The following is an 18,819-nucleotide window of genomic DNA, read 5'->3' as shown; positions in this document are numbered from 1 at the left end:
ACAATCTCCTCACTCGCTCAGGGTGACGAGATCTTCCGGGGCGACGGCCACGGTCACGCGTTCACCTACGCTCGGCAAGTGCTTGCCGCGATTGTTGACGGTGGCCTGCAAGCTGGTGCTGCCGATCTCCAAGCGGTATTCGGCGTGACTGCCGCGGTAAAGGCATTCACTGACCGTGGCCAGCAAACGGTTTTCACCAGGCTGCTCGCCGGGCAACAGATCCAGGGTCTCGGGCCGAATCAGCAGCAGTTCTCCCTGTTCCGGTGATTCACATTGCAGCTCTCCCAGGAGCGTGGTAACTCTGGTGCCTGCCCGGGCCGTGACGGGATAGAGATTGTCGTGGCCCATGAAGCGCGCCACGAAGGCATTGACCGGGCGCTCATAGACGTCGCGAGGTGGCCCTACCTGCTGGATGATGCCGCTATCGAGGACCGCGATGCGATCCGACATCACCATGGCCTCCCGTTGATCATGGGTGACGAAGACGAAGGTCATACCCAAGCGTTTCTGGACTCGCAGCAGCTCGACCTGCAACTGACCGCGCAGCCCGGCATCCAGTGCCGACAGCGGTTCGTCCAGCAACAGGACATCGGGCTCGCAAACCAGCGCTCGGGCCAGGGCAATACGCTGGCGCTGACCGCCGGAGAGTTGGTCGACACGCCGCTCGACCAGGTCGCCGAGTTGAATGAACTCGGCGATCTGGGCGACCTTGGCATCGCGCTTGTCGGCCGGCATGCCGCGCATGCGCAAACCAAAGGACAGGTTGTCGCGCACCGACAGGTGCGGAAACAGCGCGTAGGACTGAAAGACGGTATTGACGCTGCGCTTGTGTGGCGGCGTGTCGGTGATGTCGTGTCCGCCGATCTTCAGACGCCCGGCATCGGGCTCTTCGAGACCGGCCAGAATACGCAGCAATGTGGTCTTGCCGCACCCGGATGGGCCGAGCAAGGTGAAGAACTCCCCGGCTTCGATGGTCAGGTCGACGCCATCCAGTGCAACCGTAGTCTTGCCGAAGCGCTTATGCAGGCCAAGCATCTCGATCGAGGACGCTGCACGTACCTCATGCCCGTGACTGTCGTTCGCAGGGGCCGTCGCCGGCTCTCGAATGCCCGCATCGGGCACCGTGGTGGAAGGGGTCATGGCTCCACTCTCCTGTTTTGTCGACCTTAGCGCCATGATTGGCACTTACAACCGATCGCGCAATTTATAGAATTGTGTCGCGAGCACCAGTAACGGCGTACGCAGTAACTTGCCCCCCGGAAAGGTGCGGTGAGGCATGGCGGCAAAGATGTCGAAGCGTTCGCTCTGCCCGGCAATCGTTTCGGCCAGCAGTTTGCCGGCCAGTCCGGCCAACGACATGCCGTGGCCGGAATAACCCTGGGCGTAATACAGATTAGGGGCGATGCGCCCGAAATCGGGGGCACGATTGAGAGTGATGGCGACATCGCCGCCCCAGCGGTAGTCGATCTTCACGCCCTTGAGCACCGGAAACAGCCGCGTCATCTTGGCATCCATGCGGGCCGGCAGGTTGCGCGGCTCATGGCCGTTGTAACTGACCTCGCCGCCATAGATCAGGCGACAATCCGCGGACAGCCGGTAGTAGTCGAGCACGAAGTTGGCATCGGCCAGGGCATCATTCTGAGGCAGGACACGAGCCACCCGTTCGGACGAGAGCGGCTCGGTAGCGATCATGTAGTTGGCGGCACGCATGATACGGCCGTTGAGCTCCGGTACCAGTCCGTGCAGGTAGGCATTGGTAGCCACCACCAGGAAGTCGGCGGTGACCCGCCCCCCCGCGGTCAGCGCCTGCACGGGTTGTCCCTGGCGTACCTCGATGGCCGTGCTGTGCTCACAGATCGTCACGCCGGCGCACTGTGCGGCGCGTGCCAGCCCCAGTGTGTAATTGAGCGGATGCAAGTGCCCACCCTCGGCTTCGAACAAGGCGCCAGGATAGGCGTCGGTCACCACGCGTTCACGCAATGCCTCGCCCTCCAGCCATTCCAAGGCCTGGTAATCGTAACGGCTGGCCATTCTGCTCTGGAAAGCCTGGAGTTCACGGACGTGGCGCGGCTTGACCGCTGCATGCAGATAACCCCAGGCCAGATCACAGGGAATACCATGGCGCTCGACCAGCGACGCGGTCAAGCGCACCGACTCGCGGCTCATCTCCCAGATCTCGCGTGCCCGCGTCGGTCCCAGCGCCTTCTCCACGTTGGCGATATCCGTGCCCAGTCCCGGCAGGATCTGGCCACCGCTGCGCCCGGAAGCGCCGTAGCCAATCTCGCCGGCCTCGAGCAACACCACCGAGTAGCCGCGCTCAGCCAGGTGCAGGGCCGCGGAACAGCCGGTGACACCTCCTCCGATCACACAGACATCGGCGCGGACCTCTCCTTGCAGCGAGGGACACTCGAACAGGCTTACCGCCATACTGTCGCGGTAGTAGGAAGCGGGGCGTTGAAGAGCAGAGGCAAGGGGCATGCGTGTCTTCCTTGCAATGGGCAGGGCCTGGAGACCCTACCGATTCTTGTTGTTGAATTCTTTCACCACAGTTGGTGACGAGAAGGCCATGACATCGACCTCTTTTATAGCAAGTCTGCCACCAGACCACCCAATCGTGTCAAGTATTCAATAACGATATTTTCAAACAAAAGCAAGCTAGGCGCTTATGAGGTCACTACTGATGGCGACACAAGGCCCAAGAAAGGCCTCCAACACACGGCGTGGGCAGCGATCGCGACGGGTGATGATCACGAAAGGCGTCAAATAATGACCATCATCGACGGGCAGTGCCCGGAGTCGACCGGCAGCGATCCAAGGAGGGTGAGGTGGCCGGGCGGATAACCGATATCGCTGCCGGTGAGAATCTAGAAATGCCGCCCCTACGGTCCAAGGCGGTTGACGCTTCCCTGAGCCTGGCATGCGGCTCGCGAGCAGCCTCGGACAATGGGTACCCGGGCACCACCGCCTCGCAGCCGGCCATGACGCCTCCTCGGCTTCGCCTGAAAAGTGCCTAGCGCTGACGGCAGACCGGACATGCCGGATCGCGGGGCACCCTGAAATGGCGCCATTCGCCGCGCAGTCCATCGAAGGTCGACAATCCCCGATGCACCTGGCCGGCTCCGCTCAGCAACTTGACCGCCTCGAGCGCCTGGAAGCTGCCGATCAGTCCCACCAGCGGCGCCACCACCCCGTTTTCGGCACAACGCAGCTCCTCATCGTCTCTCCCCGCCTCGCCCGGCGGATACAGGCAAGCGTAACAGGGGCTGTCCGGGGCGCGCGGATCGAAGACCGCCAGTTGCCCAGAGAAACGTATCGCCGCTCCGGAGACCAACGGCTTACCTGCTTCCTGGCAAGCCCGATTGATGGCATAGCGACTGGAGAAGCGATCGGTGCAGTCGACGACCAGGTCGCAGTTCGCCACCGCGGTGGCCAGGCGGTCGCCTTCCAGGTGGGTCGTCACGGCAGTGACCCTGCAGGTCGGATTGAGCGCCTGAGCCGCCGCACGAGCGGATTCGGCCTTGTTGCGTCCCAGGTCCGCCTGGGCATGGGCAATCTGGCGCTGCAAGTTGGACAGTTCGACCTCGTCGGCATCGGCCAGGGTCAGGCACCCCACTCCGGCAGCTGCCAGATACAGCGCTACCGGCGACCCCAGACCACCGGCCCCAACCACCAGTGCATGGCTGGCGAGCAGGCGCTCCTGGCCTTCGATGTCGATGGCATCCAGCATGATCTGGCGGCTGTAGCGCAACAGCGCTTCGTCATTCATCGCCACGCGATGGGCTCCTGCTTATTTGTCATCGAGCTGGTCGATATCGGGAATGTGCAAGGCAAACTCCTCCTTCACCTCCTCCATGACCACATAGCTCTTTGACTCCTTGACCCCGGGAAGCGTCAGCACCACATCGCCGAGCAATTGACGATAGGCGGACATCTCGGGAATCCGGCACTTGAGAATGTAATCGAATTGCCCTGACACCAGATGACACTCCTGGATCTGCGGCAACTTGCTGACGGCACGCCGAAATTCATCGAAGACGGCGGGCGACTGGGTTTCCAGACTGATCTCGACGAACACCAGCAGATTGGCCTTCAGGGCCTTGGGGTCGAGAACGGCCTTGTAGCCTCGGATGATACCGGCACGCTCGAGTCTTTTGACCCGCTCCAGGCAAGGCGTGGTGGACAAGCCCACCTGAGAGGCCAAATCAACGTAGGAAATGCGCGCGTTCTCCTGCAGACAACGCAGAATCTTCAGATCGATTCGGTCCAGCGAACGAGTCTTGGCTTTCATTGTAATGTGCAGTCCGAGCCACTAGCAGTTGGAGAAGCAATGCCGGCAATATCATCTGATAAATATAGAAAATATAGATATATATGCGCCAAAACGATAACTTCCCAGTCATAGATAGTCGAGTTGAGTTCCCTTGCCTTTAGTATTACCACATTGGTCCGGTTCGACTCCAGTCCCGCCTCCCCGGGCCTTCAACGCTCAAGCGGAGCCATGCCGACCCAGGCTGACCCGCTCTCGTCCCCCGAGATCCTCGAGTGTCGCCACGTCCGTATACCCCTGCATGCCCATGACCCGGCGCACGTCACCGCCCTGCGTCACCCCGTGTTCGAGCATTAACCACCCCCCCGGCGTCAGGTGCGCCCTGGCCTGGCGCACGAGGTCCTGCAGATCGGCCAGGCCGGCCTCGGCCGCCACCAGTGCCGAACGCGGCTCGAAGCGTACATCGCCCTGCCCCAGATGTGGGTCGTCATCGGCCAGGTAAGGCGGGTTGGACACGACCAGGTCGAAGCGCTCACCGGCGAGTTCACTGAACCAGTCGCTGACACGAAAGTGGGCATTGTCGATCATGAGGCGTGCTGCATTCTCGGCGGCCAACGCAACCGCGGCCAGCTCACGATCGACCCCCAGCACTCGCCAACCAGGGCGTTCGCTCGCGAAGGCCAACGCAATGGCGCCGGTGCCGGTGCCCAGGTCGAGCATGCGTCCCCGTTCTCCGGTCGCCCGGGCCAGCGCCGCCTCGACCAGGGTTTCGGTATCCGGCCGGGGGATCAGCGTCACCGGCGTGGTCACCAGCCGCAGTCCCCAGAATTCACGCTCGCCGATCAGGTAGGCGATCGGCTGACCCGCCGCCCGCGCCGCGATCAAGGCCTCGAAGCGTGCCCGGGCAAGGGGCTCGGCGTTGCGATCGCCCCAGGTATAGAGCCAACTTCTCTCGACGCCCAGCACGTGACATAGCAGCATCTCGGCATCGAGGCGAGCAGTGGGAGAACCAGCCTCGTCGAGTCGCCGTGCGGCCCTGCGCAGTAACGCTTCCAGATGCATCAGCTTGCCTGCAGCGCGGCCAGTTGCTCGGCCTGGTATTCGTGGATCAGGGGCTCGATCACTTCATCCAACTCACCGGTCATGACCTCGCCGAGCTTGTACAGGGTCAGGTTGATGCGGTGGTCGGTGAGACGCCCCTGGGGAAAGTTATAGGTACGGATGCGTTCGCTGCGATCGCCGGAGCCGACCAGCGAGCGACGGGCATCGGCCTGCTGCTGGCGCTGGCTATCCACGGCATTCTGTTTGAGGCGTGCGGCCAGCAGCGACATGGCCTTGGCACGGTTCTTGTGCTGACTGCGCTCTTCCTGGCATTCCACCACCACGCCGCTCGGCAAGTGAGTGAGGCGGATCGCCGAGTCAGTGGTGTTGACGTGCTGCCCACCGGCGCCACTGGAGCGGAAGGTATCCACCCGCAGGTCGTTGGGGTTGATGTCGACATCGCCCACATCCGCGACCTCGGGCATCACCGCCACGGTACAGGCCGAGGTATGGATGCGCCCTTGGGATTCAGTGGCCGGCACGCGTTGTACGCGATGCGCGCCGGACTCGAACTTGAGGCGCGCATAGACACCCTCGCCCTTGACCCGCGAAATGATTTCCTTGTAGCCCCCCTGCTCGCCATGGCTGGCACTGACCACCTCGACCTTCCAGCCCTGCTTCTCGGCGTAGCGGGAATACATGCGGAACAGATCACCGGCGAACAGCGCCGCTTCGTCGCCGCCGGTGCCGGCGCGCACCTCGAGAAAGACGTTACGACCATCGTCGGGGTCCTTGGGAACCAGCAAACGCTTGAGGTCTTCTTCCAGGACCTCCAGCCGTTCCCGCCCGGCAACCAGTTCCATCTCGGCAAGCTCGCGCATCTCGGCGTCACTATCGCCGGCGAGCTGCTCGGCAGCCTCGATATCGCCCTCTACCGCACGATACTCTTGCCAGGTGGCTACCAGGGCTTCGAGTTCGGCGTATTCACGAGAATAGTCGCGGAAGCTTGCCTGATCGGCGATCACCTCGGATTCGGAGAGCAAGGCAGAAAGCTCCTCGAAACGCTCGTGAAAGGAGTCCAGGCGCTGGCGCAGTGTCGCTTTCATGAAGAGTCCTGTTGATTGATTCCGCGTTCAAGGATCCTGGGACGGTGCCGTCGAATCGAGCAACAGCGTCTCGGCAGCGGTGATGATGTCATGGCGCTCGGCGCCGGAAGCTTCTCGTAGCCGCGTTGTGGGACCATGCATCAGCTTATTGGAGAGCTGGCGTGCCAGACGGGTGACGACCTTTTCCGGATCTTCGCCCTTGGCCAGCTGCGCCAGGGCCTGAGCTTCGGCCATTTCACGCAGGGCCTCGCCCTGCTCACGGTAGCGGCGGATCAGCTCGCCGGCCCCACGCACTCGGCGCTCGTGCTGCCAGTTCCCCACCCCATGCTCGATCAGCACCTCGGCCTGGTCGGCGGCCACCTGACGGTGGCGGCGGTTCTCCTCGATCACCTCATGCAAGTCATCGACGGTATACAGGAAAACATCGCTCAACTCGCCGACCTGGGGTTCGATATCGCGCGGCACGGCGATATCGACCATGAAGATCGGGCGATGACGGCGTTTCTTGATGGCCCGTTCGACCATGCCCTTGCCGAGGATCGGCAGCGGCGCGGCGGTCGAGGAGATCACGATATCGGCCCGCTCCAGGGCGTGCGGGATCTCGTGGAGAGTGATGGCCTGACCTACGAATTCACCTGCCAGGCGTTCGGCCCGTTCGCGGGTACGGTTGGCGACAATCAACTCGCGGATGCCGGCCTCGCGCAAATGACGCGCCACCAGTTCGATGGTCTCACCAGCCCCGATCAGCAGGGCCCGTTGGTGCGAGAAATCATCGAAGATCCGGCTGGCCATGCTGACCGCGGCATAAGCGACCGACACGGGATTCTCGCCGATCCCGGTTTCGGTGCGTACCCGCTTGGCCACGGCGAAGGTATGCTGAAAGAGGCGTTCGAGCTCGCCTCCCAGCCCCTGGTGCCGCCGGGCCATCTGATAGGCGTCCTTGAGTTGGCCCAGGATCTGCGGCTCGCCAAGCACCATCGAATCGAGCCCCACTGCTACCCGCATCAGATGACGGGCCGCATCGTTGTCCAGGTAATGGTAGGCACTCTGCGCCAGTTGCTCGGCACGCAGATCATGAAAACGCCCCAGCCACTCCAGAATGGCCTGCTCGCCCACCGGCGTCGTCACGCAATACAGCTCGGTGCGATTGCAGGTCGACAGCACCGCTGCCTCGCGCACCTCGGGCAGCGCCCGGAGCTCGGCCAGTGCCGCTTCGAGCTGCGTAGGTGTGAAGGCAACCTGCTCGCGCACCTCGACGGCGGCGGTCTTGTGATTGATTCCCAGGGCGAGAAGCGTCATGCAGTCAGAGTCTTGGCGTCAGGAGTATTCAAGCGAATCGTGCGGTCGTATGTCTTGTCGACATTCGATTCTACCACAGCCCCGGGTGAGGACGACGTCTCCAGTTGTCGTTGACCGCTCCCACCAAGCCGTTATGCTGAACGCTTGGCACAGTGAACGAGGCGAACATGCACCCACGCTTGATCCCGGCAGCTCTCACAGTACCGGTGGTAATCCTTCTGAGTGCCTGCCAGGGCATGCCGACCTCATCCAACGCCGAGCTCGACGATCCGTTGGCTCAGGCTCCGCCCGTGTCTCATGGCTTGGACGCCGCAGGCCTGTCGACACTGTTGACGGCTGAACTCGCTGGGCTCCGGGGCGATTATCAGCAGGCCAGCCGCGGTTATCTGGAAATGGCCGAGCGCTACCAGTCGCTGGCCTTGATCGAGCGTGCCACCTTGGCCGCGCGCTTTGCCAATGACCCCCAGTTGCTCGAACAAAGCGCGCATCGCTGGCAGACCCTGGCGCCGGATGCCGAGGCCCCCACTCGCCTGCTGGCCAGTCTAGCCTTGCAGCGTGGCGACTGGCTGGCCAGTCTAGAGCAGCGCTTGATGCTGACCGAGCGCGGCGCTCATGGTGAACTGGTGGACTTCGCGGAACAGGCGATCGACCAGGGTGCCGACGTGGCGCCGCTGTTGTCGCGACTGCGTCAGCACCTGGCCCGCGATGGCGCAGAGAGCCACCCCTATTATTATGACGCCATTCTCGCCACCGCTTTGTTCGAAGCAGCGGACGGCCAGCTCGCGCGCGCCGAATCCCGCCTGACCGACCTGGCCCGCAGCCATCCCGAGCTACCGGCACTCTGGCTGGCCCGCACGCGCATCGCCCTGGAGCGCGGGGACATCCCCGCCGCCCGTGACGCGGCCCGCCAGGGGCTTGAAGTTTCACCCGACGATGGGCGCTTCATCCTGCTGGTGGCGCAGACCGAACTCATGCTCGGCAATGTCGAGGCCGCCGAGGCCCAGAGCGACACCCTTCTCGAGCATCATGGCGACAACCATGACCTGCGCCTGGCACTGGCGCGCCTGTACCTGGACGAAGGCCACCCGGCGCCAGCCCGACGCCTGCTATTGCCCCTGGTCAGCGCCGATGACACGCCTCCCATGGCCTTTACCTTGCTCGGCACCATCGCCGAAGAGCAAGGGGAAGTCGATAACGCCCTCCTTTATTATCGCCAGGTGCCTCCCGGCGAGCATTTCCTCCCCTCACGCCTGCGCGCCGCGCAGATGCTGATCGATGACGACCGCTTGAGGGATGCCCGCCGGTTCCTGCGCATCGAACGCCTGCGTCACTCGGACCAGGCCAGCGCCTTGACCTCGCTCGAGGTGGAACTGCTCGACCAGGAGGGACACAGCGACGAAGCCGATGCGCTGCTGCAGCGTGAACTCGAGCGCAATCCCGACGACCTGGAACTGCGTTATGTGCGTGCCATGCGGTCGTTCGAGGCTGGCGATCTGGAGGGCATGGAGCGTGACCTGCGGTACATCATCGAGCGGGACCCGGAGCATGCCATGGCTCTCAACGCCCTGGGCTACACCCTGGCCGACATGACCGACCGTCATGATGAGGCCCAGGACCTGATCGAGCGCGCTCATCGCCTGGCCCCGAACAATGCCGCCATCCTCGACAGCCTGGGCTGGGTCTATCACAAGCAAGGCGACAACGAGCGCGCCCTGTCTTACCTGGAGCGCGCCTACCACATCATGCCCGATCAGGAGATTGCCGCCCATGTCGCCGAAGTGCTGTGGGAGCTGGGGCGTAAAGAGGAGGCTCGCGACCTGATCGCCGAAAGCCTCGAACGCCATGGCGAACGACCGGTCGTCGATGCCCTGCTCAAGCGCATTCCCGCCCTCGCCCCCTGATCCCTGAAACCACGACCGAGCCAACTCATGATGCGATTGTTCTTTGTGTTGCTTTGCCTCGCGCTGATTGCCGGCTGTGCCAGCCGTGCCCCGGGCCCCGACCAGCCGCGCGAACGCGGCGACTGGGACGCCCAGTCCGCTCGCCTGGAGGCGCTTGACACCTGGACCCTGGCCGGCAAGGTGGGCCTGCGCACACCGCAAGATTCCACCAGCGCCAACCTCGATTGGTCCCAACATCCCGGCTATTACCGCATGTTGATCAGCGGCCCCTTCGGCAGCGGTCGCAGCGTGCTCGAGGGGCGCGACGGTCGCGTCTCGCTGAACACCAGCGAAGGCCGCTTCGTCGCCGAGAGCCCCGAAGCCCTGATGCAAGAGCAGCTCGGTTGGTCATTGCCCATCTCGGCATTGGACTACTGGATCCGCGGGCTGCCCGCTCCCGGCGCCGACCATGAGGTGGAAGAGGATGCCTTGGGCTATCCCGCCCAGTTGCGTCAAGCCGGCTGGAATATCGCCTACCGCGACTGGGACTATGCCGGCGGCCTGTGGCTGCCGCGCCGCCTGGTCATGACCTACGACGAGATTCGCGCCACGCTGGTGGTCAACGACTGGCGCCCGGGAGAACGTTGACGTGCCGCGCGACATCCTGACCCTGCCGGCCCCGGCCAAGCTCAATCGCATGCTGCATATCACGGGGCGCCGGGCCGACGGGTACCACACGCTACAGACGCTGTTCCAGTTCCTCGATGTCGGCGACACCCTGCACTTCTCGGTGCGCGACGATGGCATCATCGGTCTGGCACCGGCGATAGCCGGCGTCCCTCACGAAGACAACCTGATCGTGCGCGCGGCGCAGGCATTACACGCCGAGACCGGCTGCCACCTGGGGGTCGATATTCAGCTCGACAAGTGCCTCCCCATGGGCGGCGGCCTGGGTGGCGGCAGCTCCAATGCGGCCACCACCCTGCTCGCACTCGATCGCTTGTGGGGGCTGAGGCTGAGCAGGGACCGACTCGCCGCTCTGGGTCTGCGACTGGGCGCCGATGTCCCGGTGTTCGTGCACGGTCACGCCGCCTGGGCTGAGGGTATCGGTGAGCGCCTGACCCCCGTCGAACTCGATACCCCTTGGTTCGTGGTCCTGCACCCCGGCGTCACGGTCGCCACCGCCAGCGTATTCAATGCGCTACAATTGACACGAGACACCCCCCCCATTAGTATGGCGCGCGCACTGCAGGGGGGGGCGCCTTGGCGCAACGACTGCCAGGTGACGGTATGCGAACGCTACCCAGAGGTCGCGAGGGCTATCGAGTGGTTGTCCGGGTTCGCACCGACCATGTTGACGGGTACTGGCGCCTGCCTGTTCGCGCGTTTGACGGATGAGCGCCAGGCCGATAGCATTTTGCAGCGTGTCGACCCCGGTTGGCATGCCTTCAAGGCGAAGGGCTGCAACCTTTCTCCCCTCCATGCGGCTCTGGGATGTCGCCTTCCGCCGGCCGCGGGCCAGGCCGAAGCGCCGTGACAGTTCTGTCGCCGCCCCTTTTGGGCTGCGACTCGGGACCGAAAGGCAAATGCTGGGGTATAGCCAAGTGGTAAGGCAGCGGTTTCTGGTACCGCCATTCGCAGGTTCGAATCCTGCTACCCCAGCCACGTCCCGACACTTGGTGAGCTGTCCCCATCCCTTACAGAGATCCCAACACTCCAAAGGTGGCTGCGCGTGTCTAAATTGATGGTTTTCGCCGGGAACGCCAATCCCGACCTCGCCCGTAAGATCGCCGAAGGGTTGGACAACCGGCTCGGCCATGCCACGGTCGGTCAGTTCAGCGATGGGGAAATCGCGGTCGAGATCAACGAGAACGTGCGCGGCAAGGACGTCTTCATTCTGCAGTCCACCTGTGCGCCGACCAACGACAATCTGATGGAACTGATTCTGATGGTCGATGCCTTGCGCCGGGCATCCGCTGCACGAATCACCGCCGTGGTACCCTATTTCGGCTATGCCCGTCAGGACCGCCGCGTACGCTCGGCCCGTGTACCGATTTCCGCCAAGGTCGTGGCCGACATGATGGTCAAGGCGGGCGTCGACCGGGTCATGACCATGGACCTGCATGCCGACCAGATTCAGGGATTCTTCGACGTGCCGGTGGATAACGTCTACGGCTCACCGATCCTGCTCGACGATATCGAGCGCCAGAACTACGACGACCTGGTGGTGGTTTCCCCGGACGTCGGGGGCGTAGTGCGGGCCCGGGCCATCGCCAAGCAGCTCAACGCCGACCTGGCGATCATCGACAAACGCCGCCCACAGGCCAACCAGGCCCAAGTGATGCACATCATCGGCGAGATCGAAGGACGCACCTGCGTGGTGGTCGACGACATGGTCGATACCGCCGGCACCCTGTGCAAGGCCGCCGAAGCTCTCAAGGATCATGGTGCCCGTCGCGTGGTGGCCTATGCGACCCACCCTATTCTGTCGGGGCCGGCGGTCGACAACATCTGCGGGTCGGTGCTCGATGAGCTGGTGGTCGCCGATACCATTCCGCTGTCCGAACCGGCACGCCGCAGCGGGAAGATTCGCCAACTGTCCGTGGCCGGGCTGATCGCCGAAGCGATCCGCCGGGTCAGTAACGAAGAATCCGTCAGCGCGATGTTCCACTAAGGTCCGACCAGAAGGACATCGCGCCTGGATACGCAGCCCACAAGGGCCCCGGAAACGCTATCGCCTGGTCGCGGGCGATAGCGATTTCCTTTATTAACCAATGAGGTTACCAATGTCCGATTACCAACTTACCGCCAACGTTCGCAAGGAGCTGGGGAAAGGTGCGAGCCGCCGCCTGCGCCGCGCGAACCAGCAGGTCGCTGCCATCATCTACGGTGGCGAGAAGGCCCCGCAGCCGATCACCATCGACAAGGCCGCCTTCTACAAGGCTATCGAGGACGAAGCCTTCTTCTCGTCGATCATCAACATCGATGTCGATGGCAGCAACGAACAGGTCATCATTCGTGATCTGCAACGCCACCCCTACAAGGCGCTGGTGACCCACGCCGACTTCATGCGGATTGACGCCACCCACGAAATGACCCTGCACGTACCGCTCCACGTCGTGGGCGAAGAACGCTGCAAAGGCATCAAGGAACAGGGCGGCGTATTGCACGTACTGGCCAACGATATCGAAGTCAGCTGCTTGCCCAAGGACCTTCCCGAGTACCTGGAAATCGACATCACCGACCTGGAGCTCGGCGGAACCCTGCACCTATCCGACCTCAAGCTACCGGAAGGCGTCACTTCCGTGGCGCTGTCACACGGCGAGGAGTATGACACCGGTATCGTGAACATTACGCATCCGACTCGCGGCATCGCGGAAGAGGGTGAGGAAGAAGTCGAGGCGGAAGCCAAGCCTGAAGCCGCACCCGAGAGCGAGGCCAAGGAGCAGGAAGACCAGGAAGCCGACCAGGGCGAAGGCGAAGACAAGGCCGAATAAGCCGGCCTTCTTCCCGTCACGACCACCAGGGCGTCAGCATGAGCCAAGTGAAAGCGATCATCGGCCTCGGCAATCCCGGGCCGGAATACGACGACACCCGGCACAATGCTGGCGCCTGGCTGGTGGCGGCCATTGCGCGCGACAGTCATACGCCACTGCGAGCCGAGCGCAAGTTCCTGGGCCATTACGCCAAGGTCCACTTCGCCGGCCAGGATCTGCATCTGCTGTTACCGCAGACCTATATGAACCGCAGCGGCGGGGCTGTCGCCGCGCTTTGCCAGTTCTTCAAACTCGCCCCTGACGAGTTGCTCGTCGCTCACGACGACCTGGATATCGTCCCGGGTACCGCCCGCTACAAGCAAGGCGGCGGTCATGGAGGTCACAACGGTCTGCGTGACGTCATCCGTGCCCTCGGCAACGACAACTCCTTCCATCGCCTGCGCATCGGCATTGGCCACCCCGGTGATGCCCGCCAGGTCACGAATTATGTACTCGGTCGTCCCGGCAAAGCCGAACGTGCTGCCATCGATACTGTCTTTGGCGAGATCGAAGCCACGCTGCCGGATGCCATCCGCGGCGACTGGGCCAGGGCCATGAACCGGTTGCACAGCTTTTCAGCCGAAGGCTGAAAAGCACAGCTATAAGCTTGAAGCCATAAGCTGGAAGAAAACCACCAAGTCGAGATGAATGGCCGTCCATAGAAGGCGATGATTCGGTTTTTGGGGTTTCTTACAGCTTCAAGCTTACGGCTTACCACTCTTTTCCGTAAAATACCGGCCAATCGCCAATTTCGAATTCGCTTTCCAGGAACATATCATGGGTTTCAACTGCGGTATCGTCGGGCTGCCCAATGTCGGCAAGTCCACGCTGTTCAATGCACTGACCAAGTCGGGCATCGACGCCGAGAACTTCCCCTTCTGTACCATCGAGCCCAATGTCGGCATCGTGCCGATGCCCGACCCGCGCCTCGACAAGCTCGCCGCGATCGTCAAGCCGCAGAAGGTACTGCCCACCACCATGGAGTTCGTGGACATCGCCGGTCTCGTCGCCGGCGCCTCCAAGGGCGAAGGGCTGGGCAACAAGTTCCTGGCGAATATCCGTGAAACCGACGCCATCGCCCACGTGGTACGCTGCTTCGACAATGACAACGTCATCCATGTGGCCAATCAGGTCGATCCCCGGGTCGATATCGAAACCATCAACATGGAGCTGGCCCTGGCCGACCTGGATACCGTCGAGCGCGCTATCCAGCGGCTGGTACGGGTCGCCAAGGGCGGTGACAAGGACGCCATCGCCACCAAGGCGATCCTCGAGCGCATCCAGCCCCACCTGGCGGAGGGCTTGCCACTGCGCAGCTTCGGTCTCGAGGAGGATGACAAGCGCCAACTGAAGAGCTTTGGCTTCCTGACCCTCAAGCCGACCATGTACATCGCCAACGTCAACGAGGACGGCTTCGACGACAACCCCTATCTCGAGGTGGTCGATGCCATCGCCGCCGAGGAAGGCGCCGTGGTCGTCCCGGTCTGCAACCAGATCGAGGCCGAGATCGCCGAACTCGACGACGAGGAGCGCTCGATGTTCCTGGAGGAAATGGGCATGGAGGAGCCGGGCCTCGATCGTGTGATCCGTGCCGGTTATGCCCTGCTCGGCCTGCAGACCTACTTTACCGCCGGGGTCAAGGAAGTACGTGCCTGGACCGTCAAGATCGGTGCCACCGCACCGGAAGCCGCCGGAGTGATCCACACCGACTTCCAGAAGGGCTTCATCCGCGCCGAGGTGATCGGCTACGACGATTTCATCGCTCGCGGTGGCGAGCAGGGCGCCAAGGACGCCGGCAAGTGGCGCCTGGAAGGCAAGGACTATATCGTCAAGGACGGCGACGTGATCCATTTCCGGTTCAACGTCTAGGCGCCTCCAGGACGAAATTGAGTTGACCTTTCATGCCCTTATGGGTAAGATTCGCCCCCGTTGGACGGCTACGTAGCTCAGTTGGTTAGAGCACATCACTCATAATGATGGGGTCCCCTGTTCGAGTCAGGGCGTAGCCACCAGAGATTGCCGAACCCCGCAGGCCTACCTGCGGGGTTTTGTGTTTTGGCGGCGGGCTGCGGGCTGCGAGCTGCGGGCCGTAGGGTTCGCCACCCAAGAGGCAACATGCAACACATTGCTCGAGGCTCGTAGCCCGCCACGCGTAACGTTAGAGCAATTCCGCCCGGTTGAGGAAGGCTGTCAGCGCTCGCGTCAGATACGCAATATCACGACTGCCGACGGTCTCGCGAATCGAGTGCATCCCCCATTGGGCAACTCCCACGTCCAGCGTCGGCACCCCGAGTTCAGTGGCGGTGATCGGCCCGATGGTACTGCCGCATCCCATGTCGGCACGGGTGACGAAGGTCTGCACCGGCACCCCCACCTCGTGGCACAGGTCACGGAACAACGCCGAAGTGGCGCTATTGGTGGCATAACGCTGGTTGGCATTGACCTTGATTACCGGGCCCCCGTTGATCGCCGGGCCATGGCCGGCATCGTGCTTGTCGATGAAGTTCGGGTGGAGGGCATGCGCGTTGTCGCAAGAGATCAGCCGTGACGACTGGATCAGGCGAATGAAGCCTTCTTCGCCCGTCTCGCCGAGTTGCGCATTGACGCGTCTGAGCACATCACCGAGAAAAGGCCCTTGAGCACCACAGGCACTAGCACTGCCGACCTCCTCATGGTCGTTGGCCACCAGCACTGCGGCTTGGCGCCCATCACTGGCGAGCAGTGCCTCAAGGCCGATAAAACACGATAGCAAGTTATCCAGTCGCGCGCTGGCGATCAATTCGCCCTCGACGCCGACCCGCGCCGGCGGCTGAGTATCGTAAAGAGCCAGCTCGAAATCCAGGATGGCGGCGTTCTCGATATTGTGCTGTTCATAAAGCCATCGCTTCAGGAGTCGCTCCAGGTCGCCCGGGTCGCCTCCCTGCAACAACACCGGCGCCATCTGTGTCTGCGGATTGATGGCTCGTCCGTTGTTGGCTTCGCGATCGAGGTGAATGGCAAGGCTCGGCACGAAGGCTACCGGGCGCTCGACATTGAGCAACACCCCCTGCAGGCGCCCATCCTCACGCCGCAGATGAACCCGCCCCGCCAGGCCCAGATCGCGATCGAACCAGGGAGCCAACAAGGCACCGCCATAGACTTCCACCCCGAGCTGCAACCAACCACCGCTTACCTGAGCGGCATTGGGCTTGAGGCGCAATCCGGGGCTGTCGCTGTGCGCACCCAGCATGCGCAGGGCGTGGAGCCGGTCGGTGGGTAATTGCAGCGCCACCAGCGACGAGTCATTGCGGGTCACGTAAACTCGCTGTCCCGGCGAGAGTTGCCAGGGCTGTGTCTCGTCCAGGCGCCGATATCCCGCCTGCTCAAGCCGTTTGCACATGTTGGCCACGGCATGCCAAGGCGTGGGAGAGCAGTGCAAAAAGGTCAGCAATCGTTCCAAAGTCGGGTCGTGGGGCATGACGTTCCTCATCAAAGGGTCTGTGTCAGGCGACACAGGCTGCTACAATGCCAGCTCGGCAGGCGCAACTCACTCGCCGACCGATAGTCTAGGGAAGAAGTGTACATGAAACCGGGAGTGCTTCATTGATGAGCCTGATTGCCGTCATCCGGCGTGTGAGTGCCATCGCGTTAATCGCATCCATCAGCGTCGTGGCCCTTGCCCAACCGCAACCTTCTGACGCTCACCGTCAGGCTGCAGTCGAGGTCGCCGAATCCCTGCGCTATGGACATTATTCGGATGTCAGTCTCGACGACGACTGGTCACGCAGGGCTTTCGAACGCTATCTGGAGGTAATGGATTCCCAGCGGGCCTATCTCCTGCGCCGAGACGTGGACAGTTTCCGCGATCTGGAAACCACCCTGGACGACGCCCTCGACAATGGCGAACTGGAGCGTGTCTTCGCGCTTTATCAACGCTACCACGAGCGTCTCGAGTCGCGTCTCGAGTGGATTCTCGACAAGGTCAATAATGGTCTGGACTATCGTTTCGATACCGACGAACGCATCGAGGTCGATCGCGAAGGTGCTCCCTGGGCCAATAACGAGAGCGAGCTGGATGAGTTATGGGACAAGCGGTTGAAGAATGCCGCCCTGACCATGTCGATCAGCGGCCAGGACGATAGCGAGGTCAGGGACAACCTGCGCCAGCGTTACGAGGGACAACTCTCCCGGGTACGTCAGGCCAATGGTGAGGATGTTTTCGGGCTGTTCATGGCAGCGGTCACCGGCACGATCGACCCGCATACCGAATACCTGTCGCCACGTCAGGGCGAATCCTTCGACATCCAGATGCGTCTGTCGCTGGAAGGCATCGGCGCCCTGTTGCAGACCGAAGGGGAATACGTCAAGGTTTCCAGCCTGGTTCCCGGTGGCCCCGCCGACAAGGCCGGGGTTCTCGAGCCTGCCGACCGCATCATCGCCGTGGGACAAGAAGACGGTGGAATGGTCAACGTGGTCGGTATGCGCCTCGACGAGGTAGTCGACCTGATTCGTGGTCCCAAGGGGTCGGTGGTACGTCTGGAAGTGGTCCCCGCCCAGGCCATCGACATGACCCGCTCTCGCATCGTCGAAATCACCCGAGACACCGTCAACCTGGAAGATCAGGCCGCCAGTAGCGAAGTCATCGAGATCGAACGAGAAGACGGCACGCATCGCATCGGCGTCATCAAGATTCCAACCTTTTATGTTGATTTCGACGCCTGGCAGGCCGGCGAGGAAGAGTATCGCAGCACCACGCGTGATGTGGCCCGAGAGATCGAGAAGCTCAAGCGAGAAGACATCGAAGGCATCGTCCTGGACCTGCGCAACAATGGCGGCGGTGCCCTCCAGGAAGCCAACTCCTTGATTGGGCTGTTCATCGATCGCGGCCCCACCGTGCAAGTGCGCGATGCCCGCGGCCGCATCAGCCTGTATGGCGATACCGAGAGTGGTACGCTCTATGATGGTCCTCTCGGTGTGCTGATCAACCGCCTGTCGGCATCGGCCTCGGAGATCTTCGCCGGTGCCATTCAGGACTATGGACGCGGCCTGGTCGTCGGCAACCAGACCTTCGGCAAGGGTACCGTACAGACGCTCAATGACCTGAGCCATGGCCAGATCAAGCTGACCCGCGCCAAGTTCTATCGTATTTCCGGGGAAAGCACCCAGCACCGCGGCGTCGAACCCGACATCGTCTTCCCCTCCCTGATAGATCCCGAGATGATCGGCGAGAGCAGCCTGGACAATGCCCTGCCTTGGGACACCGTGCGCGCCGTCCAGTATCGTCACTACGGAGAACCTTGGCGCTATATCGAGTCGCTCACCGCGCAACACCGAGAGCGTATCACCGATCATCCCAACTTCGTCTACCTGGAGCGTCAGGCAGAGCTCGCACGCCAACTGCGGGAGCAGCACACCACCATCAGCCTGAACCGGGAACAACGCAAGCGCGAGATGGAGGCCCAGGAAGCCGAACAGCTATCGCTGGAGAACCAACGACGGCGTGCACTGGGACTGGAACCTCTGGAAGACTGGGCCGACGCTCGTGACGACGACGGAGAGGAAAGCGAGGAACCCGAAGAAAACGAGCCAGCGGAACGAGCCCAAGTCATCGAAAGTGCCGAGATCCTTCTCGATTATGCACAAGTGAGTCGTCGCAGCTGACGCTCGTCACCCGATCTGTCGGTTCAACGCCCCGCATTTTGCGGGGCGTT

Annotated in this window: 16 protein-coding genes and 2 tRNA genes; 10 read left to right on the top strand and 8 right to left on the bottom strand. The window is 62.6% G+C overall.

What is annotated here, in order from left to right; all coding sequences use genetic code 11:
• Window positions 1-9 precede the first annotated feature (9 nt).
• The 7 genes from ACFOEV_RS07995 to hemA form a co-directional block, all read right to left on the bottom strand.
• Entirely contained in the window at window positions 10-1,140 is a 1,131-nt protein-coding gene (locus ACFOEV_RS07995) for an ABC transporter ATP-binding protein (RefSeq protein WP_386772634.1), read from the bottom strand.
• A 45-nt stretch (window positions 1,141-1,185) separates the two neighbouring features.
• Window positions 1,186-2,478 carry an NAD(P)/FAD-dependent oxidoreductase gene (locus ACFOEV_RS07990; protein ID WP_386772632.1) on the bottom strand — a complete coding sequence of 431 codons (1,293 nt, stop codon included), beginning with the start codon at window positions 2,476-2,478 and terminating at the stop codon, window positions 1,186-1,188.
• A 532-nt stretch (window positions 2,479-3,010) separates the two neighbouring features.
• Entirely contained in the window at window positions 3,011-3,766 is a 756-nt protein-coding gene (locus tag ACFOEV_RS07985) for a HesA/MoeB/ThiF family protein (protein WP_386773064.1), read from the bottom strand.
• A gap of 21 nt (window positions 3,767-3,787) precedes the next feature.
• Entirely contained in the window at window positions 3,788-4,288 is a 501-nt protein-coding gene (locus ACFOEV_RS07980; protein WP_386772630.1) for an Lrp/AsnC ligand binding domain-containing protein, read from the bottom strand.
• A gap of 198 nt (window positions 4,289-4,486) precedes the next feature.
• Window positions 4,487-5,329, bottom strand: coding sequence for a peptide chain release factor N(5)-glutamine methyltransferase (gene prmC / locus ACFOEV_RS07975; RefSeq protein ID WP_386772628.1), 843 nt, complete (start codon window positions 5,327-5,329; stop codon window positions 4,487-4,489).
• Complete coding sequence (gene prfA, locus ACFOEV_RS07970; RefSeq protein ID WP_386772626.1) at window positions 5,329-6,414, bottom strand: peptide chain release factor 1; 1,086 nt, start codon at window positions 6,412-6,414, stop codon at window positions 5,329-5,331. Before prfA ends, prmC begins: the two co-directional genes overlap by 1 nt.
• Window positions 6,415-6,441: 27 nt before the next feature.
• A complete protein-coding gene (gene hemA / locus ACFOEV_RS07965) occupies window positions 6,442-7,713 on the bottom strand; it encodes a glutamyl-tRNA reductase (RefSeq protein WP_386772624.1) in 1,272 nt (423 codons plus the stop codon).
• 167 nt (window positions 7,714-7,880) lie between these two features.
• Here hemA and ACFOEV_RS07960 point away from each other — a divergent pair, with 167 nt between their 5' ends.
• The 9 genes from ACFOEV_RS07960 (at window position 7,881) to ACFOEV_RS07920 (ending at window position 15,141) form a co-directional block, all read left to right on the top strand.
• Window positions 7,881-9,614, top strand: coding sequence for a tetratricopeptide repeat protein (locus tag ACFOEV_RS07960; RefSeq protein WP_386772622.1), 1,734 nt, complete (start codon window positions 7,881-7,883; stop codon window positions 9,612-9,614).
• Window positions 9,615-9,641: 27 nt separating this feature from the next.
• A complete protein-coding gene (gene lolB / locus ACFOEV_RS07955; RefSeq protein ID WP_386772620.1) occupies window positions 9,642-10,241 on the top strand; it encodes a lipoprotein insertase outer membrane protein LolB in 600 nt (199 codons plus the stop codon).
• A gap of 1 nt (window position 10,242) precedes the next feature.
• Window positions 10,243-11,130, top strand: a complete 888-nt coding sequence (gene ispE / locus ACFOEV_RS07950) for a 4-(cytidine 5'-diphospho)-2-C-methyl-D-erythritol kinase (RefSeq protein WP_386772618.1) — start codon at window positions 10,243-10,245, stop codon at window positions 11,128-11,130.
• Between the two features lie 53 nt (window positions 11,131-11,183).
• Window positions 11,184-11,258: transfer RNA gene (locus ACFOEV_RS07945), tRNA-Gln, on the top strand.
• A gap of 67 nt (window positions 11,259-11,325) precedes the next feature.
• A complete protein-coding gene (locus tag ACFOEV_RS07940) occupies window positions 11,326-12,267 on the top strand; it encodes a ribose-phosphate pyrophosphokinase (RefSeq protein ID WP_386772616.1) in 942 nt (313 codons plus the stop codon).
• 112 nt (window positions 12,268-12,379) lie between these two features.
• The gene (locus ACFOEV_RS07935; RefSeq protein ID WP_386772614.1) at window positions 12,380-13,090 is read left to right on the top strand and encodes a 50S ribosomal protein L25/general stress protein Ctc; all 711 of its coding nucleotides are present in this window, start codon (window positions 12,380-12,382) and stop codon (window positions 13,088-13,090) included.
• Between the two features lie 38 nt (window positions 13,091-13,128).
• Window positions 13,129-13,719: an aminoacyl-tRNA hydrolase gene (gene pth, locus ACFOEV_RS07930; protein WP_386772612.1), complete on the top strand. Its 591-nt coding sequence runs from the start codon at window positions 13,129-13,131 to the stop codon at window positions 13,717-13,719.
• A gap of 187 nt (window positions 13,720-13,906) precedes the next feature.
• Window positions 13,907-14,998: a redox-regulated ATPase YchF gene (gene ychF, locus ACFOEV_RS07925; protein ID WP_386772610.1), complete on the top strand. Its 1,092-nt coding sequence runs from the start codon at window positions 13,907-13,909 to the stop codon at window positions 14,996-14,998.
• Window positions 14,999-15,064: 66 nt separating this feature from the next.
• A tRNA-Met gene (locus ACFOEV_RS07920) sits at window positions 15,065-15,141 on the top strand.
• A gap of 146 nt (window positions 15,142-15,287) precedes the next feature.
• On the opposite strand, the gene ACFOEV_RS07915 is transcribed toward ACFOEV_RS07920, so the two are convergent.
• The gene (locus tag ACFOEV_RS07915) at window positions 15,288-16,586 is read right to left on the bottom strand and encodes a M18 family aminopeptidase (protein ID WP_386772608.1); all 1,299 of its coding nucleotides are present in this window, start codon (window positions 16,584-16,586) and stop codon (window positions 15,288-15,290) included.
• Window positions 16,587-16,714: 128 nt separating this feature from the next.
• Between ACFOEV_RS07915 and ACFOEV_RS07910 the strand changes: the two genes are divergently transcribed.
• Window positions 16,715-18,769 (top strand): carboxy terminal-processing peptidase, encoded by a 2,055-nt coding sequence (locus tag ACFOEV_RS07910; RefSeq protein ID WP_386772606.1) that lies wholly within the window; start codon window positions 16,715-16,717, stop codon window positions 18,767-18,769.
• Window positions 18,770-18,819: the final 50 nt, after the last annotated feature.

Origin of the sequence: Litchfieldella rifensis (genome assembly GCF_042646605.1) — a bacterium.
Classification (GTDB): Bacteria; Pseudomonadota; Gammaproteobacteria; order Pseudomonadales; family Halomonadaceae; genus Litchfieldella; species Litchfieldella rifensis.
This window is presented reverse-complemented; position numbering and strand designations above follow the sequence as displayed.

Coding starts and splice junctions, on each gene's coding strand:
- ACFOEV_RS07995 (WP_386772634.1), bottom strand. CDS start 1,140: ATGACCCCTTCCACCACGGTGCCCGATGCGGGCATTCGAGAGCCGGCG.
- ACFOEV_RS07990 (WP_386772632.1), bottom strand. CDS start 2,478: ATGCCCCTTGCCTCTGCTCTTCAACGCCCCGCTTCCTACTACCGCGAC.
- ACFOEV_RS07985 (WP_386773064.1), bottom strand. CDS start 3,766: ATGAATGACGAAGCGCTGTTGCGCTACAGCCGCCAGATCATGCTGGAT.
- ACFOEV_RS07980 (WP_386772630.1), bottom strand. CDS start 4,288: ATGAAAGCCAAGACTCGTTCGCTGGACCGAATCGATCTGAAGATTCTG.
- prmC (WP_386772628.1), bottom strand. CDS start 5,329: ATGCATCTGGAAGCGTTACTGCGCAGGGCCGCACGGCGACTCGACGAG.
- prfA (WP_386772626.1), bottom strand. CDS start 6,414: ATGAAAGCGACACTGCGCCAGCGCCTGGACTCCTTTCACGAGCGTTTC.
- hemA (WP_386772624.1), bottom strand. CDS start 7,713: ATGACGCTTCTCGCCCTGGGAATCAATCACAAGACCGCCGCCGTCGAG.
- ACFOEV_RS07960 (WP_386772622.1), top strand. CDS start 7,881: ATGCACCCACGCTTGATCCCGGCAGCTCTCACAGTACCGGTGGTAATC.
- lolB (WP_386772620.1), top strand. CDS start 9,642: ATGATGCGATTGTTCTTTGTGTTGCTTTGCCTCGCGCTGATTGCCGGC.
- ACFOEV_RS07935 (WP_386772614.1), top strand. CDS start 12,380: ATGTCCGATTACCAACTTACCGCCAACGTTCGCAAGGAGCTGGGGAAA.
- pth (WP_386772612.1), top strand. CDS start 13,129: ATGAGCCAAGTGAAAGCGATCATCGGCCTCGGCAATCCCGGGCCGGAA.
- ychF (WP_386772610.1), top strand. CDS start 13,907: ATGGGTTTCAACTGCGGTATCGTCGGGCTGCCCAATGTCGGCAAGTCC.
- ACFOEV_RS07915 (WP_386772608.1), bottom strand. CDS start 16,586: ATGCCCCACGACCCGACTTTGGAACGATTGCTGACCTTTTTGCACTGC.
- ACFOEV_RS07910 (WP_386772606.1), top strand. CDS start 16,715: ATGAGCCTGATTGCCGTCATCCGGCGTGTGAGTGCCATCGCGTTAATC.